The organism is Streptomyces sp. NPDC023481 (assembly GCF_055560195.1).
Genome location: NZ_JBVHJE010000004.1, coordinates 198,635 through 214,752 on the forward strand (window position 1 = coordinate 198,635; position 16,118 = coordinate 214,752).

Here is a 16,118-nt window from a genome sequence, read left to right on the forward strand (position 1 = left end):
CATTCCTGACCGCGCGATCCGCTTGGTGTCGGGTTGGCGTCAGGCCCGGTAGAGAGCGTCGACCTCGTTCGCGTACGCCTTCTCGATCGCCTTCCGCTTCAGCTTCAGCGACGGCGTCAGCAGCCCGTGTTCCTCGGTGAACGGCTGGGCCAGGATGCGGAAGGTACGGATCGACTCGGCCTGCGAGACGAGGGTGTTCGCGGCGACCACCGCCCGCCGTACCTCCGTCTCCAGGTCCGGGTCGCGGACCAGCTCGGCCGGGGTGAGCCGGGGCTTGCCCCGCATCTGGAGCCAGTGTTCGACCGCCTCCTGCTCCAGCGTGACCAGGGCGGCGATGTACGGGCGGTCGTTGCCCACCACGATGCACTGGTTGACCAGCGGATGTTCGCGGACCCGTTCCTCCAGCACGCCCGGCGAGACGCTCTTGCCGCCGGAGGTCACCAGGATCTCCTTCTTGCGGCCGGTGATGGTCAGATAGCCGTCCTCGTCGAGGGAGCCGAGGTCACCGGTGGCGAGCCAGCCGTCGTGCAGGGTCTGGTCGGTGGCCTTGGGGTTGTTCAGGTAGCCCTGGAAGACGTTGTCACCGCGCAGCCAGATCTCCCCGTCGTCGGCGATGTGCACGGTCACTCCCGGGACGGGCTGGCCCACCGTGCCGTACCGGGTGCGCTCGGGCGGGTTCGCGGTCGCCGCGGCCGTCGACTCGGTCAGGCCGTAACCCTCGTAGATCTGCACGCCGGCACCCGCGAAGAACAGGCCCAGGCGGCGGTCCATGGCCGATCCTCCGGACATCGCGTTCCGGATACGGCCGCCCATCGCCGCGCGGACCCTCGCGTACACGAGCTTGTCGAACAGCTGGTGCTGCATCCGCAGCCCCGCCGACGGCCCCGGCCCGATGCCCCACGCCTTCGCCTCCACCGCCTCCGCGTACTTCACGGCGATGTCGACGGCCTTCTCGAACGGCCCGGCCCTGCCCTCCAGCTCGGCCTTGCGGCGGGCGGCGTTGAACACCTTCTCGAAGACGTACGGCACCGCGAGCATGAACGTCGGCCGGAACGCGGCCAGGTCGGGCAGCAGGGCGGCGGCGTGCATCTGCGGCTGGTGCCCGAAGCGGACCCGGCCGCGGACCGCGGCGATCTCCACCATCCGCCCGAAGACGTGCGCCAGCGGCAGGAACAGCAGCGTGGACGCCTCGTCGCCCTTCTTCGAGCGGAACACCGGCTCCCACCGCTGGATCATGGTGTCCGCCTCGAACATGAAGTTGCGGTGGGAGATCACACAGCCCTTGGGACGGCCGGTGGTACCGGAGGTGTAGATGACGGTGGCGACCGAGTCGGGGCCGACCGCCTGCCGGTGCCGGTGCACCACCTCGTCGTCCACGTGGGCCCCGGCGTCGTACAGCTCCTGCACACAGCCGGCGTCGAGCTGCCACAGCCGGCGCAGTCGCGGCAGCCGGTCGATGACGGTGGCGATGGTCATCGCGTGGTCCTCGTGCTCCACGATCGCCGCGGACACCTCGGCGTCGTAGAGCGTCCAGAAGCACTGCTCGGCCGAGGAGGTGGGGTAGATGGGCACCACCTGGGCGCCGATGGTCCACAGGGCGAAGTCGAAGAGGGTCCACTCGTAGCGGGTGCGGCACATGATCGCGACCCGGTCGCCGAACCGGACACCGTCGGCGAGGAGGCCCTTGGCGAGGGCCATGACCTCGTCGCGGAACTCGGCGGAGGTCACGTCCCGCCACTGGCCGTCGGGGTCCTTGCGGCCGAGCGCGATGTGCAGCGGGTCGGTCAGGGCATGGTCGAAGACGACGTCTGCCAGACCGCCCACCGGCGGCGCAGACGCCAGCGGAGGGTTGGTGAACTCGCGCAACCTCACTCCCCGTGTCTCGCGCCTCGGTGACTTCGTCCCTGTACCGCACAGCGCGGTGAAAGCTACCCCACCCGGTCGGTATCCGGGAGGGGTACGGAAACCGAGCAAACCTCACGTTCCACCCTGAAGACGGTCGTGAAATGCGCGCACATGGGGAAGGGCCGGACACAGTACTGACGGGTCAGTAAGTTTCGGTTCCGTAATCTCCACCGAATCTGTACGTGCCGATTACGGCGGCCCGCGCGCGGACGAAGGGCCGGGGGGAGGGGCCCAGGTCCGGGCCCGACGAGGTCAGCCGCCGGGACCCGGGCCCGGGCCCGGCGAGGTCAGCCGCCGCTGCGGCGCAGCCGCTCGCCGCCCGCCAGGATCGCCGCGGCCAGCGCTTTCGCGGCGCCCTCGGCCGGTGTCCGGCGGTGGCCGTGGACGAGAACGAAGTCGATCCTGCCCAGGTCCGGCAGGCCCGCACGGTCGGGCAGCCGGAACAGGTCCGGCGGGATCAGCCGGCGGGAGTGGGCCATCACCCCGAGGCCGGCGCGGGCCGCCGCGATCAGCCCGTTGAGGCTGCCGCTCGTACACGCGATCCGCCATGGACGGCCCTGCCGCTCCAGCACCTCCAGCGCCCGGGCCCGGGTGATGCCCGGCGGCGGATACACGATCAGCGGAACAGGCCGGTCGGCTTCCAGACGCAGCCCCTCCGCGCCGATCCACACCAGGTCGTCCCGCCAGACCAGCTCGCCGCGCGGGTCCTCCGGCCGCCGCTTGGCCAGGACCAGGTCGAGCTTCCCGGCGGCCAGCTGCTCGTGCAGCGTCCCCGACAGCTCCACCGTCAGTTCCAGGTCGACCTCCGGATGGTCGTGGCGGAAGCTCTCCAGGATCTCCGGCAGCCGGGTCAGCACGAAGTCCTCCGAGGCGCCGAAGCGCAGCCGGCCACGCACACGCGTGCCGGTGAAGAACGCCGTGGCCTGCTCGTGCACCTCCAGGATCCGGCGGGCGAACCCCAGCATCACCTCACCGTCCTCGGTCAGCTCCACCGAGTGGGTGTCCCGGGAGAACAGCTGCCGGCCGGCCGCGTCCTCCAGCCGGCGCACATGCTGGCTGACCGTGGACTGGCGCAGCCCCAGCCGCCGGGCCGCCTGCGTAAAGTTCAGCGTCTGGGCGACCGCCAGGAAGGTGCGCAACTGCGTCGGGTCGTACACGCCTGAAAGCCTAGACTGCTCATCGTCATACGTGATGACAGTGAGAGCGGTGTGCGGGATTCCCGATCGGCGTTCGGGAGAGGACCATGGAGAGGGGCGCCGTGGCCCCGGGGAACGCCCGTCACCAACGGAATCGGAGCACTGTGAAACGCCTGCGCCGGCCGAGCCGGATGCCGATCGACCCGTACATCCTGCTGCTGCTCGGGACGGTGGGGCTCGCCGCGCTCCTCCCCGCCCGGGGCACCGCCGCCGGCATCACCTCCGGCGCCTCGACGGCCGCGATCGCCTTCCTCTTCTTCCTCTACGGCGCCCGGCTGTCCACCCGTGAGGCGGTGGACGGCCTCCGGCACTGGCGACTCCATGTCACCGTCCTGATCTGCACCTTCGTCGTCTTCCCGGTGTTCGGTCTCGCCGCGCGCGGACTGGTCCCGTACCTGCTGACCCAGCCCCTCTACCAGGGCCTGCTCTTCCTGACGCTGGTGCCCTCCACGATCCAGTCCTCCATCGCCTTCACCTCGATCGCGCGCGGCAACGTGCCCGCCGCGATCTGCGCCGGGTCCTTCTCCTCCCTCGCCGGCATCGTCCTCACCCCGCTGCTCGCGGCGGGACTGCTCGGGGGCGACGGGGCCGGGTTCTCCACCGACTCACTGCTGAAGATCGTGCTCCAGCTGCTGGTGCCGTTCCTCGCGGGACAACTGCTGCGGCGCTGGATCGGCGGCTTCGTCACCCGGCACAAGAAGGTCCTCGGGCTCGTCGACCGCGGCTCCATCCTGCTGGTCGTCTACAGCGCCTTCAGCGAGGGCATGAACCAGGGCATCTGGCACCAGGTCAGCCCCGTACGCCTGGCCGGCCTGCTCGGCGTCGAGGCCGTCCTGCTGGCCGCGATGCTGCTCCTGACCTGGTACGGCACCCGGGCCCTCGGCTTCCACCGGGAGGACCGGATCGCCATCCAGTTCGCCGGGTCCAAGAAGTCCCTCGCTTCCGGGCTGCCCATGGCGAGCGTCCTCTTCGGCAGCCACGCCTCCCTGGCCGTCCTGCCGCTGATGCTCTTCCACCAGATGCAGCTGATGGTGTGCGCGGTCATCGCCAAGCGGCGCGCCCACGATCCCGAGGCGACCGCGGACGCGCCCGAGGGGTCAGCCCCGCACCCGGTCGAGGGGCAGCCGGAGGACCGTGTCCTGCGGTGACCGCAGGACGTCCGGGTCGGCCGGCTCCTCGTCGGTGAGCGCCCGGTCCCGGACACGTACCTCGTCCAGGGCGCCGGTGAAGAAGGCCCGGCCGTCCATGCGCTGGCCCAGATGGACGCCGAAGGGGGGGGAGGTGCGGCTGACGGAACCCGGTACATCGTCCACGGCATACCGCGCACGGTCGACCGCCGGCGACAGCCGCCCGCCGCCGCGGCGCAGTACGGCGTGATGCCAGAGGCCGTCGTTGTATGCGCTATCCGAGCGGACGTATGCGGTCTGCGGTGTACGCGCAGCCACACCTGCGGCTGGCTGGTGCCCACCCCGCCCATCCAGAGCAGCGGCTGCTCCCCGGCCGTCGCCGTGTACCGGAACCAGAGCGACGCCGTGAAGTCCTTCGTGCCCAGGGGGAGGCCGGCGCGGTACGGCAGACGTACGGCGTCGTCCGTGCCGTCGAACTCCAGCGCCCGGACACCCCTTCCGTCGCCCCGGGGCGCCCGACTACCGCCGCCGGGCGGGCGTGCGGGGCGAGGTCGGCGGTGACCGGGTCGGGGCCGCGGCGCGGGGCGAGCCAGTCCTCGGTGAAGCGGGCGAAGCGGATCTCGTCGCGGGCGTCCACCGCGCCGCCCTCGTACAGCGGGCCGACCGTGCCGGAGCCGACGCGCACCAGGTCGGAGTGGCCGGACCAGTCCGTGGTGACGCCCGTGCCGCGGTCGACGCTGTCCCAGATGCGGCCGCCGTCGTAGGAGGACCAGATCATCATCGTGCGGCGCCGGTCGGGGTCGCCGGGGCAGGCGAGCAGGAGACGGTCGCCCAGGCGCAGCAGCGAGCCCTGCACCTGCGGGGCGTACAGATCGGGCAGGCCGCTGAGCGAGGCGGTGAACCTGGTGCCGCCGTGGGTCCTGGGCGGCCTTGAACAGCACCTGCTGCTCAAACCCCGCTCGCACCGCGGTCGGTTGGGCGTGGGCCGGATGGGCGGGGAGGAGCGGTGCGAGCAGGCCGGCCGCGGCGGTGGCCGTGGCGAGTGCGGATGCGAGTCGGGCGCAGGCCTGACGGCACGTGCGATCCGCCTTCCATCGCCGGCGCCCGGTGCGCCCTACGCGCCGGTCGGCCATGCAAACGCGGTCGAAAGGCGTACCGGTCAGCTCTGGGCGGCCGGCTGCTGCAGGGCGATCCTGTCCTCGCCCGCGTACACGTTCATCGAGCTGCCCCGCAGGAAGCCCACCAGGGTCAGACCGGTCTCCGCGGCCAGGTCCACCGCGAGCGACGAGGGTGCCGACACGGCCGCGAGAACCGGGATGCCCGCCATGACCGCCTTCTGCGCCAGCTCGAAGGAGGCCCGGCCGGAGACCATGAGTATCGTCCGGGACAGCGGCAGTCCGTCGTTCTGCAGCGCCCGTCCGATCAGCTTGTCGACCGCGTTGTGCCGGCCCACGTCCTCGCGGGTGTCCAGCAGTTCTCCGTCCTCGCTGAACAGGGCCGCCGCGTGCAGGCCGCCGGTCCGGTCGAACACGCGCTGGGCCGACCGCAGCCGGTCCGGAAGGCCGGCCAGCAACTCCGGGGTGACCCGGAGCGGCGGTGTGTCGGCGATCGGCCAGCGCGCGGTCGTACGGACGGCGTCCAGGCTGGCCTTGCCGCACAGTCCGCACGAGGAGGAGGTGTAGACGTTCCGCTCCAGACCGAACTGGGGGAGCGTGACACCGGGCGTCGTCTTCACGTCCACCACGTTGTAGGTGTTCGAACCGTCTGCGGTCGCCCCGGCGCAGTAGACGATGTTCTGCAGATCGGACGCGGCAGCCAGGACACCTTCGCTCACCAGGAAACCGGCCGCCAGTGCGAAGTCGTCGCCGGGGGTGCGCATGGTGATCGCGAGCGGCTTGCCGTTCAGCCGGATCTCCAGGGGTTCCTCGGCGACGAGCGTGTCCGGGCGGGTGGAGACCGCGCCGTCCCGGATGCGGAGGACCCTGCGTCGTTCCGTGACTCGTCCCATGGTCTGATCAGCCCCGGTTTCTGTCTGTACTGGTAGCGGAAACGGCCGTTCGTGCGGAGGTTGCCGTGGGCCACGGGTTGTCCTGCGGCCGAGGGCGACCTCCACGGTCCATTGTCCTGCGCATGGGGAGTCACGCGACGGTCTGAGGGGAGCCGACAATCACGGCGCCCGATTGCTGTGGGTTCACCTGCCCTCGTACCCGTGAGTCACTGATCAGACTGGTGCATCCCGCTACCCACGGCACGAGGGGATCCCGGCATGAACGGCTCACGCATCGCCGCCATCGGTCACTACCAGCCCGCCAAGGTGCTCACCAACGGCGACCTGGCGGACATGGTCGACACCAGTGACGAGTGGATCCGCACCCGGGTCGGCATCCGGACCCGGCATATCGCCGGCCCCGACGAACCCGTCGACGAGCTGGCCGCGCACGCCGCCGCCAAGGCCCTCGCCGCGGCCGGCCTCGCTCCGGGCGACATCGACCTGGTCCTCGTCGCCACCTCCACCGCGATCGACCGCTCCCCGAACACCGCCGCCCGGGTCGCGGCCCGGCTGGGTATCCCGCGGCCCGCCGCCATGGACGTCAACGTGGTGTGCGCCGGCTTCACCCACGCGCTGGCCACCGCCGACCACGCGCTCCGGGCCGGCGCGGCCACCCGCGCCCTGGTCGTCGGTGCCGACAAGATGTCGGAGGTCGCCGACTGGACCGACCGTTCCACCTGCGTGCTCGTCGGCGACGGCGCCGGGGCCGCCGTCCTGACGGCATGCGCGCCGGGGGAGGAGCCCGGGGTCGGGCCGGTGCTGTGGGGGTCGGTGCCGGAGATGGGGCACGCCGTGCGGATCGAGGGGACACCGCCGCGGTTCGCGCAGGAGGGGCAGAGCGTCTACCGCTGGGCCACCACCCGGTTGCCGGCCATCGCTCGTCAGGCATGCGAGAAGGCGGGCGCGGCGCCCGAGGACCTCGCGGGGGTCGTCCTGCACCAGGCCAACCTGCGGATCATCGAACCGCTGGCCGAGAAGCTCGGGGCCGTCAACGCGGTGATCGCCCGCGATGTCACCGAATCCGGCAACACCTCGGCCGCCAGTATTCCGCTCGCCTTCTCCAAACTGGTCGAGCGAGGAGCGCTCAGCACCGGCGATCCGGTGCTGCTGTTCGGTTTCGGCGGCAATCTGTCGTACGCCGGGCAGGTCGTACGCTGCCCCTGAGCCCGGGATCCCGTGCACCGTCTGCCGCCTACGGAGACTTTTCACGTACGGTATGCGGGATCTTGCAGCATGTATACCGCCGACAATCGGCCGCCCGGCGACGGCTCCGCAGGCGGATACGCAGGTGAAACGCACTCCGAAACCTTGGTATTGTTGTCCATGTCGCCGCGGGGAACGCGCCCCGCAACGCGGCAGACACCTGGTCCGGGTGGCGGAATGGCAGACGCGCTAGCTTGAGGTGCTAGTGCCCTTTATCGGGCGTGGGGGTTCAAGTCCCCCCTCGGACACAACGATGGACAATGCGGTAGCGAGGGCCTCGACCTTACGGTCGGGGCCCTCGTTGCGTGTGCGTGTTCTTCGGCTCCCCCGACGAGGCCGCCCGGGATGAGGACGCGGCGACGTTCGCCGGGATCGCAGCCCAGGTGGCCGATCCCGTGATCGGCCCCACCCCGTTCACCATGACCTTTTCCGCGAGGTCGGCGATCCACTGCCCGGCCTTGTCAAATGACATCACTTCGGGCTCCGTGCCGGTCATCCGTCCTCGCGTTGCCGGTGGAGCGCGGCCAGGAGTTCCGCGGTCTCGGTGGCCACTTCGTGGTGTGGGCCGTGTACGAGCAGTACGTCCTCGTGCAGGGCCTCCAGGCAGGCTCGGGCCGCCTCCGGGTCGCCCTGGCCGAGGAGCAGCATGCCGATGTCCCGGCGCAGTTCCACGGCCGCGTCGCTGACGTCGCTCTCGGCGGCCCGTTCCATGGCGAGGACGGCCCGCAGTTCCGCCAACGCCTCGGTCACCCGGCCGAGTTCGCCGCGGCAGCGGGCGGCCTGGGCGCGGCAGTCGCGGGCGGCCTCGCCGGTCGGCCCGTCGGTGCGGCCGTACACCTCGGCCAGCGCCTCGAACTCGGGCAGGGCCGCCCGGTGGTCGCCGGCCAGTTGCCGGCTGACCGCCCGGCGGCGCCGCAGCCGCAGGACGGCCTTGTTCTCGGCGCCCAGGGCCCGGGCCAGCGGCTCGATCATCTCGCCCGCGACCTCGGCGGCCTGCGCGTAGCGCTCCTCCTCCATGAGGGCGACGTAGTGCGCGTCGACCTCCCGCAGCCGGGCCCGCAGCAGCTCCCGCTCGGGCGGGGAGACGACGTACTCGGCGGCGTGGTGGGGCGCCTCCGGGGCGGCGGGCGCAGGGGGACGGTTCGCGGCCCGGGCGCGGGGAGCGTAAGGGCGGCGGTAGAGGCCGGTCGGGTCCGGTGCCCCGGGCGGCCCGGCCTCTTCGAGGGCGGGGGGCTCTCCGGGGGCCGGCAGGAAGGGTGTCAGCCGCTCGTACACCTCCTGTACGTCCGCCGGCCGGCGCTCCGGGGACTTGTGGAGCAGGTGCAGCGTCAGCGCCTCCAGCTCCTCGGGCACGTCGGCCCGCAGCCGCCGCAGCGGGACGGGTACGGCCCGCACGTGCCGGTCCATCAGCTCGAAGTCGCTGCGCCCGCTGAACAGCGGTGTGCCGGCGAGGAGTTCGTGGAGGACACAGCCGAGTGCGTAGAGGTCGGTGCGCGGGGTGACGCGGGTGCCGTGTACCTGCTCGGGCGACATGTACTGGTGGGTGCCGACGGGCCGGCCGGAGGACGTCAGCCTGGTGGCGTCGGTCCGGAGGATCGCGGCGACGCCGAAGTCGAGGACCTTCACCGTGCCGTCCCGCGCGACCAGGATGTTGGACGGCTTGAGGTCGCGGTGCACCACGGGCACGTCGTGCGCGTACGACAGCACGGTGGCGACCTGGGCGACGACCGCCACCGCCCAGCCGACCGGCAGCGGCCGCTCCTCGCGCACGTACCGGGTGAGGGGGACGCCCTCCACCAGCTCCATGACGAGGAACAGGTGCTCGTGGGTGCTGTCGAGGACGGCGTCGTACACCTGCGGCACGCCCGGGTGCCGCACGCGGGCGGTGATCCTGGCCTCGCGGCGGAAGCGCCGTTCGAGCTCCCCGGCCAGCCGGGGTGTGGCGGCGACGGCCTGCGGCCGGATCCGCTTCACGGCGACGGGCCGGTCCAGCACCGCGTCGTAGCCCCGCCACACATCGCCCATGCCACCGCTGCCGAGCCGATCCAGCAGCTCGTAGCGGCCCGCGACCGGTCTGTCCGGCACCTGTCCCCGCCCCGCGTCCCGCACGGGCACCCACCCCGCCCCCGAGTCCCCTTGGTCCGCGGCCAGTTTCCCCGGAAAGGGATCACCGCGTCCAGCCGGGTCTGCGAGGGCGAGGCGGGTGCCACGCCCCCGGACGTCGTCAGAAGTCGTCCAGACCCTCCTCCCGGCGGATCATCCGCCAGGCCGCGCGGCGCGCACTGCGGTCGAGGTCCGACTTGAAGCCCCGGTCCGTGCCGAAGTACCGCTTGCCGAGCGTGTCGATCGTGGAGACGTGGTCCATCATGTTCTCCTCGAACTTCCGGTCGAAGACGACGCCGAAGTTCTCCTCGTCGTTGACGAGGGCGGCGGCCCGCACCTTCGGGTCCCTCTTCGTCGCGTTGAAGGCGGGGAGGACGTCCTGCTCGGTGAACTCCGTGCCGAACCTCGCGTTGAACCGCTCGATCAGCTCCGACAGCAGCGACTTCCCGGCGTCGTTCCCGCCACCGGCCCCGTCGGCGAACCCCCGGAGTTCGGCGGGGCCTTCGGGCAGCAGCGACTTGTCGAACTCGCCGGTCTTCTCGACGCGCAGGTGGCTGAGGTCGACCTCGCCTATGTCGACGCCGCCGTCCGCGGAGCGGGGCAGCCGGTTGAGCAGGTGGCGCCCGTACAGGTACAGCCGCTCCAGGTCGGCGTCCTGGTAGGGGACGATCTGCGCGAGGAAGCCGTACTTGCGGACGTAGTCGTTGAGGTGGGCCCGGAACTCCTCGGCGGTTTCCACGTCGTCCTCCTCCCCGCTCTCCAGAAGGGCGGCGAAGCGGGCGACGGCGGGGGAGAGGAGCCGGTACAACTCGGCGTGCAGCTTCTCCCACGCGGCCTGGGAGCCGCCGGCCTTCTCCTGCGCGTCGAAGTACGCGGCGACGAACTCGTCCATGTCCCGCTCGGAGACGATCGGCGCGGACATGACCCGGCTCTGGGCCGTGTACAGGAGGTTCGGGTCGGAGGGCAGGGTGTGCGCCTCCTCGAAGTACGGCCGGAAGGCGTCCTGGATGTCCTCCGCCTCGTTGACGAGGTCCAGAACGGCCAGGTCCGCCTGCGACTTGCGGTCGGCGGTGCGGTTGAGGCGCGAGAGCGTCTGCACCGCGGCGATGCCGGTCAGCGTCTTGTTGACGTACATCGTCGTGAGGAGCGGCTGGTCGAAGCCGGTCTGGTACTTCTCGGCGACGACGAGGATCCGGTACTCCCGCTGCCCCCTGCCGCCGGACTTCGCGGTCCTGTCGTCGGCGCGGGTGTAGGCGAACGCCTTGGGCAGCGCGCTCTCCGGCAGACCGCCGTTCTCCTTGCTCTCGGTGGTCTCCTCCCCGTCGACGGCGAGGGAACCGGAGAAGGCGACCAGGACGCCGAGGTCCGGGTACTTCGTGTCGTACCCACGGTCGGCGACATAGCTGCGGAGGGCGCGGGCCATCTGTACGGCCGAGTGGCGGGACGCCGTGACCACCATGGCCTTGGCCCGGCCGCCGAGCCGGCCGCGGGTGTGGGCGACGAAGTGCTCCACGATCACCTGGGCGTGCTGGGACACCGTGTGCTCGTGCAGGAGCGCGAACCGGGCCAGCAGGCTGTTCCCCTTGGCCGGGTCGACCTCCTTCTCGTCGTGGTTGAGGTTCGCCAGCTTCCAGTAGGTGTCGTACGTGACGTAGTTGCGCAGGGGGTCGAGGATGAAGCCCTCTTCGATGGCCTGCCGCATGGAGTAGGTGTGGAAGGGCCGGTAGACGGTCCTGCCGTTCTCCACCCCTTCCGTGCCGAAGAGTTCGAGGGTCTTCGCCTTGGGGGTGGCCGTGAACGCGAAGTAGGACAGGTTGGCGGCGCGGGAGCGCTCGACCGCCCTCGCCTTCAGCCTGTCCTCCACGGTGACCCGGGTCGCGCCCGGATCGTCCGAGTCGGCGTCCAGACCGAGGTCGCGCAGGGCCGACTTCACGGCGGTGGCCGCGTCACCGGACTGGGAGGAGTGCGCCTCGTCCACGATGATCGCGAAGCGGGTGCCCTTGATCTCGGTCGGGTTGCGCTTGATGTGGTCCAGCAGCGCCGGGAACGAGTGCAGGGTCACCGTGACGATCTTCCCGGTGTCCCGGGACAGGGCACGGGCCAACTGCTCGCTCTTCGCCCCGTGTTTCCCGTCCACCTTCACGACCAGGCCCTCGGTCTGGGAGAAGCTGCCGACGGTCGCCGACAGCTGGGCGTCCAGCGCGCGGCGGTCGGTGATGACGATGACCTTGTCGAAGACGGGCTCACCGGGCCTGATACGGCCCTCGGCGAGGGCGTCGGGGCGCAGCACGTGCGGATCGGTGGGGGCGTGCAGGTCGCTCAGGCGGTGGGCCAGCCAGCCGATGGTGTTCGACTTGCCGGAGCCGGCGGAGGCCATGACCAGGTAGTTCTGGCCGGCGCCGTGCACGGACGCGTGCGCGGTGAGCCTGCGGACCACGTCCCACTGGTGGAAGCGGGGGAAGATGGTCGACGTGGTGGTGCCGCCGCCGGGCGTCCGGTGCCGGTGCTGGTGCACGAAACGCTGGAGGAGGTCGAGCCAGTTGTCCCGCTGCCAGACCTCTTCCCACAGGTAGGACGTGGCGTACGTGCCGTGCGCGGTGGGCGCCGGGTTGCCGGCGCCGCCGGGCCGGCCGGGGCCGTTGGAGCCGGTGTTGAACGGCAGGAACCGGGTGCTCCTGCCGCGCAGCCGGGTGGTGACGAACACCAGGTCCGGGTCTACCGCGAAGTGGACGAGCGCGCGGCGCGTGAAGAGCAGCTCGGTGGGGTCGCGGTCGGTGCGGTACTGCTCCTTGGCCTGCTCGACACCCTGGCCGGTCAGCGGGTTCTTCAGTTCGGCGGTGGCGACGGGGATGCCGTTGAGGAACAGGGCCAGATCGAGGCGGCGGCCCCGGTCGGTCTGCCGGGTGGCGTAGGGCAGTTCGCGGACGACGGTGAGCCGGTTGGCCCGGTAGCCGTCGAGGACCGACTCCGAGGAGATGAGGTTGGGCTGGAAGAAGGCGACCCGGAGACGGACTCCGCGGTCCTTGACGCCGCCCCGCAGAACGTGGAGCAGCCCGTCGTCGGCGATGGCCCGGTCGAGGCGCTGCACGAATCCGCGCCGCGCCTCGTGGGGGTTGCCGCCGTAGACGGTGAGCAGTTCCTTCCACTCGTCGGGCTGGGAGGCGTCGATGAAGGAGAACAACTCACCGGTGTCCAGGCCCAGGTCGGGTCGGTAGCCCCCGGGGTCCGCCTCCCGCCAGCCGCGCTCACCGAGGGCGGCGACGATCGCGGAGCCGAAGGCCGACTCGTCGTGCACGGGGCTCATGCGGCGGCTCCTTCGGTCATACGGCGCCCGTCGGCGGTGGAGACGTCGAACTGCCCTGTCACCGCGGCGGTGATGAGGGCCCGGCGGCGCTCGGCCAGCAGGTTCAGCAACCGGTTCGCGCGCTGCCTGACCGCGAGCGAGTGCCGGGCGAGCGCGTCGAGCCGGTGCAGCGTCGACGCCTGGTCGCCGGGTTCGATGGAGGGGACCAGGAGATTGCCGTACTTCTCGGCGTTGACGTTCTGGATGGTCGCCTGGACGGTCCCCTCGCCGATCTGCTGCCAGTACGAGGGGGTCCGCGTGAAGTACCAGAGGAGCCGGGGGATTACCGCCCGGTGGTTCACGCGCGCCCGGATCAGGTAGCCGGCGTGGGCGGCCGGACCGAACCGGCTCTCGTACAGGAAGGACTTCCCCGCCGTGGCCCCGCTGCGGACGAACAGGAGGTCACCGTCGCCGAGGAGGTACGGCCGTGAGACGTCCGGCGGCAGGGAGGCGAACGTCTCCTCCCGCAGCGTGCCGTCCTCGGCGATGTCGGTCGTCCGGATGTACCGCGGCCAGTCCCGTCGCCGGTGCTCGGCGGGCTCGTTGGCGCCGTAGGAAGGCGGCGCGACGAGCAGGTGCTTGAGCCGGATCGTGCCCGCCGACGCCTGACGCAGCGTCACATCGATGACGGTGTCCTCGCGTTCTCTCAGCAGCCGCGTCAGCCGGAGCTGGGAGTCGGCCAGTCGGTCGATCCGGCCGGTCTCGACGTCGAGGAAGTCGGCGATGCGGCGCTGCTCCGCCGGCGACGGAAGGAACACCGGCCAGTCGCGCAGGAAGGCGTCCGGGACCCGCTGCTGGCCGGCGACCCCGTACATCTCCGCTTCGCCGAGTTTCAGGAAGCCGTGGGTGTTGAGGACGTAGAGCAGGAATCCCGGGTCGATGTGCTCGCCCGGCCGGACCACGTGGAGTTCGGTGGTCCCGGCGCCCACACCGCCGAGCAGCCCCTGGACGAGGACCGCGCGACCGGCCTCGAAGGTCGGGGTGATCTTCGGGACGAGGATGTCACCGTCCTGGAAGCGGGTGTACCCGGTGGCGACCGCCTTCTTGGTGCGCCGCCGGGACAGGTCGAGGCGGCTGCCCGGCCAGACCGCTTCCATCGGCAGGAAGGTCACCTCGTCGTCGTCCGCGAGCCTGTCGAAGGCGGGCGTCGCGGGGTTGATCCGGGCGAGGTGCCGCAGACGCAGGGTGGTGGTCATTCCGTGACCTCCCCCAGCAGCTCCCGGATTTCGGCCTCCAGCGCGCGCAGTTCGGTGTCGATCTCCTCCAGCGGCCGGGGCGGCTCGTACACCGAGAAGTGCCGCGTGAGCGGGATCTCGTACCCGATCTTCGTCTTGGCGTGGTCGATCCACGCGTCCGGCACGTACGGGTGGACCTCCCGGGCCAGGTACTCCTCGACGTCCTCGCCCAACGGCACGTTCTCGTAGTCCCGCAGCTCCGGGTCCGGCTCCGGCTCGCCCTTGACGAGCTGAACCTCGCCCTCCGGGTCCCGGACGCCGATCACCTCGCGCAGCGCCTTGTTGAACGGCGCCCCCGTGGGCCACGTCCCGCCGGCCTGCACCACCGCGTCCTTCAGTGCCAGCCAGGCCTCCTGTTTCGTCGCCCAGCTCGTGCCCGTCAGGGACGCGAAGGCGTCCGTCAACGCGGCGGCCTGGGGGAGTCTGCGGATCGGCTTGGACGCCTCCAGCTCGGTCGCCGTCTCCGGGGTGATCTCGAAGCGCAGCCTCAGCGGGCGCTCCACGGTGATCCGCCGGTAGCCGAAGTCCTCGTTGCGGAAGACCTTCACCCGGCCGTGCAGCGGGTGCTCCGGGTCGTCCGCCACGGTCAGCGCCTCGCCGTACAGCCTGACCACCGTGGCGATGTGGTCCGTGCCGAGCTGCTTGCGCTTGTCGCCCAGCGACTTGCGCATCTTCTCCCACTGGTCGCGGGCGTCCAGCAGGACGACCCTGCCCCGGTGGTCCGGGCTCTTGCGGTTGGTGAGGATCCAGAAGTAGGTGGAGATACCGGTGTTGTAGAAGAGCTGGTCCGGCAGGGCGACGATGCCCTCCAGCCAGTCGTTCTCCAGGATCCAGCGGCGGATCTCCGACTCGCCCGAGCCGGCGCCGCCCGAGAAGAGGGGCGAGCCGTTGAAGACGATCGCGATGCGCGAGCCGCCCCCGCCGTCGACTTCGACCGGCTTCATCTTCGAGATCATGTGCTGGAGGAACAGCAGCGAGCCGTCGTTGATGCGCGGCAGGCCCGCGCCGAAGCGGCCGGCCTCGCCGAGCGTCCTGTGCTCGGCCTCGACCTCGTCCTTGACCTTCTTCCACTCCACGCCGAACGGCGGGTTGGCCAGCATGTAGTCGAAGCCCTTGCCGGCGTGGCCGTCGTCGGAGAAGGAGTTGCCGAAGGCGATGTTCTCCGGGTCCTGGCCCTTGATCATCAGGTCGGACCGGCAGATCGCCCAGGACTCCGGGTTCAGCTCCTGCCCGTACACCTCCACCGTGGCGTCCGGGTTCAGCTCGGTGATCAGGTCGTCCATCGCGGAGAGCATGCCGCCCGTGCCGCAGGCCGGGTCGAGGACCGTGCGCACCGCGCCCGGGAGCTGGAGCGCGTCGCCGTCCGGGGCGACCAGCAGCCGCACCATCAACTGGATGACCTCGCGCGGCGTGAAGTGCTCACCGGCCGTCTCGTTGGACTGCTCGGAGAAGCGGCGGATCAACTCCTCGAAGATGTAACCCATGTTGTGGTTGGGCACGACCTCGGGACGCAGGTCCAGGCCGGTGAACCTGCCGATGACCTGGTAGAGCAGTCCGGCGCCGTCCAGCCGCTTGATCTGCTGGGCGAACTCGAAGCGGTCCAGCACACCGCGGGCGTTGTCGGAGAACGCGCCCACGTACACGGCGAGGTTCGCGGCCGCGCTCTGCGGGTCCGCGGCGATCTTCTTCAGGGTCAGGCCCGACCGGTTGTAGAAGGCGTGGCCCGCGGCCCGGCGCAGGAAGCGGTCCGGGTCGATGTCACCGTCCTGGTACCGCTCCGCGATCCGGGTGACCTCCTCGCGGGTCGGCTCCAGCACGCACTCCAGTCGCCGCAGCACCGTGAACGGCAGGATGACCTTGCCGTAGTCGGACTGCTTGTAGTCTCCCCGCAGGAGGTCGGCGACGGACCACGCGTGGTTCGCCAACTCCGTGTGCTTACTGCTGTTCAAGACTTCT

General features: G+C 71.0%; 10 protein-coding genes, 1 tRNA gene and 1 pseudogene. 3 read left to right on the forward strand and 9 right to left on the reverse strand.

Annotation, left to right across the window (positions count from 1 at the left end):
- Positions 1–39 precede the first annotated feature (39 nt).
- Both ACZ3ZD_RS11065 and ACZ3ZD_RS11070 read right to left on the reverse strand, forming a co-directional pair.
- Entirely contained in the window at positions 40–1,866 is a 1,827-nt protein-coding gene (locus ACZ3ZD_RS11065) for an AMP-dependent synthetase/ligase (protein ID WP_467395481.1), read from the reverse strand.
- A 326-nt stretch (positions 1,867–2,192) separates the two neighbouring features.
- Entirely contained in the window at positions 2,193–3,062 is an 870-nt protein-coding gene (locus ACZ3ZD_RS11070) for a LysR substrate-binding domain-containing protein (protein ID WP_467395482.1), read from the reverse strand.
- Positions 3,063–3,205: 143 nt separating this feature from the next.
- Between ACZ3ZD_RS11070 and ACZ3ZD_RS11075 the strand changes: the two genes are divergently transcribed.
- Complete coding sequence (locus ACZ3ZD_RS11075; protein ID WP_467395483.1) at positions 3,206–4,249, forward strand: bile acid:sodium symporter family protein; 1,044 nt, start codon at positions 3,206–3,208, stop codon at positions 4,247–4,249.
- Here ACZ3ZD_RS11075 and ACZ3ZD_RS11080 read toward each other — a convergent pair.
- Both ACZ3ZD_RS11080 and fdhD read right to left on the reverse strand, forming a co-directional pair.
- Positions 4,199–5,141: pseudogene (locus ACZ3ZD_RS11080) on the reverse strand (LamG domain-containing protein); the annotation flags it as partial. The gene ACZ3ZD_RS11075 and the pseudogene ACZ3ZD_RS11080 overlap by 51 nt on opposite strands.
- A 246-nt stretch (positions 5,142–5,387) precedes the next feature.
- Positions 5,388–6,236 carry a formate dehydrogenase accessory sulfurtransferase FdhD gene (gene fdhD / locus ACZ3ZD_RS11085; protein ID WP_467395484.1) on the reverse strand — a complete coding sequence of 283 codons (849 nt, stop codon included), beginning with the start codon at positions 6,234–6,236 and terminating at the stop codon, positions 5,388–5,390.
- 258 nt (positions 6,237–6,494) lie between these two features.
- Here fdhD and ACZ3ZD_RS11090 point away from each other — a divergent pair, with 258 nt between their 5' ends.
- Positions 6,495–7,442: a beta-ketoacyl-ACP synthase III gene (locus ACZ3ZD_RS11090; protein WP_467395485.1), complete on the forward strand. Its 948-nt coding sequence runs from the start codon at positions 6,495–6,497 to the stop codon at positions 7,440–7,442.
- 202 nt (positions 7,443–7,644) lie between these two features.
- Positions 7,645–7,729 (forward strand) — tRNA-Leu (locus tag ACZ3ZD_RS11095).
- Between the two features lie 35 nt (positions 7,730–7,764).
- Here the strand turns inward: ACZ3ZD_RS11095 and ACZ3ZD_RS11100 are convergent.
- The 5 genes from ACZ3ZD_RS11100 to ACZ3ZD_RS11120 form a co-directional block, all read right to left on the reverse strand.
- Entirely contained in the window at positions 7,765–7,977 is a 213-nt protein-coding gene (locus tag ACZ3ZD_RS11100) for a hypothetical protein (protein ID WP_467395486.1), read from the reverse strand.
- Positions 7,974–9,506: a protein kinase domain-containing protein gene (locus ACZ3ZD_RS11105; RefSeq protein WP_467395805.1), complete on the reverse strand. Its 1,533-nt coding sequence runs from the start codon at positions 9,504–9,506 to the stop codon at positions 7,974–7,976. Before ACZ3ZD_RS11105 ends, ACZ3ZD_RS11100 begins: the two co-directional genes overlap by 4 nt.
- Positions 9,507–9,705: 199 nt before the next feature.
- The gene (locus ACZ3ZD_RS11110; protein ID WP_467395487.1) at positions 9,706–12,888 is read right to left on the reverse strand and encodes a type I restriction endonuclease subunit R; all 3,183 of its coding nucleotides are present in this window, start codon (positions 12,886–12,888) and stop codon (positions 9,706–9,708) included.
- Positions 12,885–14,123 carry a restriction endonuclease subunit S gene (locus ACZ3ZD_RS11115; protein WP_467395488.1) on the reverse strand — a complete coding sequence of 413 codons (1,239 nt, stop codon included), beginning with the start codon at positions 14,121–14,123 and terminating at the stop codon, positions 12,885–12,887. The genes ACZ3ZD_RS11110 and ACZ3ZD_RS11115 overlap by 4 nt, the downstream gene beginning before the upstream one ends.
- Entirely contained in the window at positions 14,120–16,111 is a 1,992-nt protein-coding gene (locus ACZ3ZD_RS11120) for a type I restriction-modification system subunit M (protein ID WP_467395489.1), read from the reverse strand. The genes ACZ3ZD_RS11115 and ACZ3ZD_RS11120 overlap by 4 nt, the downstream gene beginning before the upstream one ends.
- Positions 16,112–16,118: the final 7 nt, after the last annotated feature.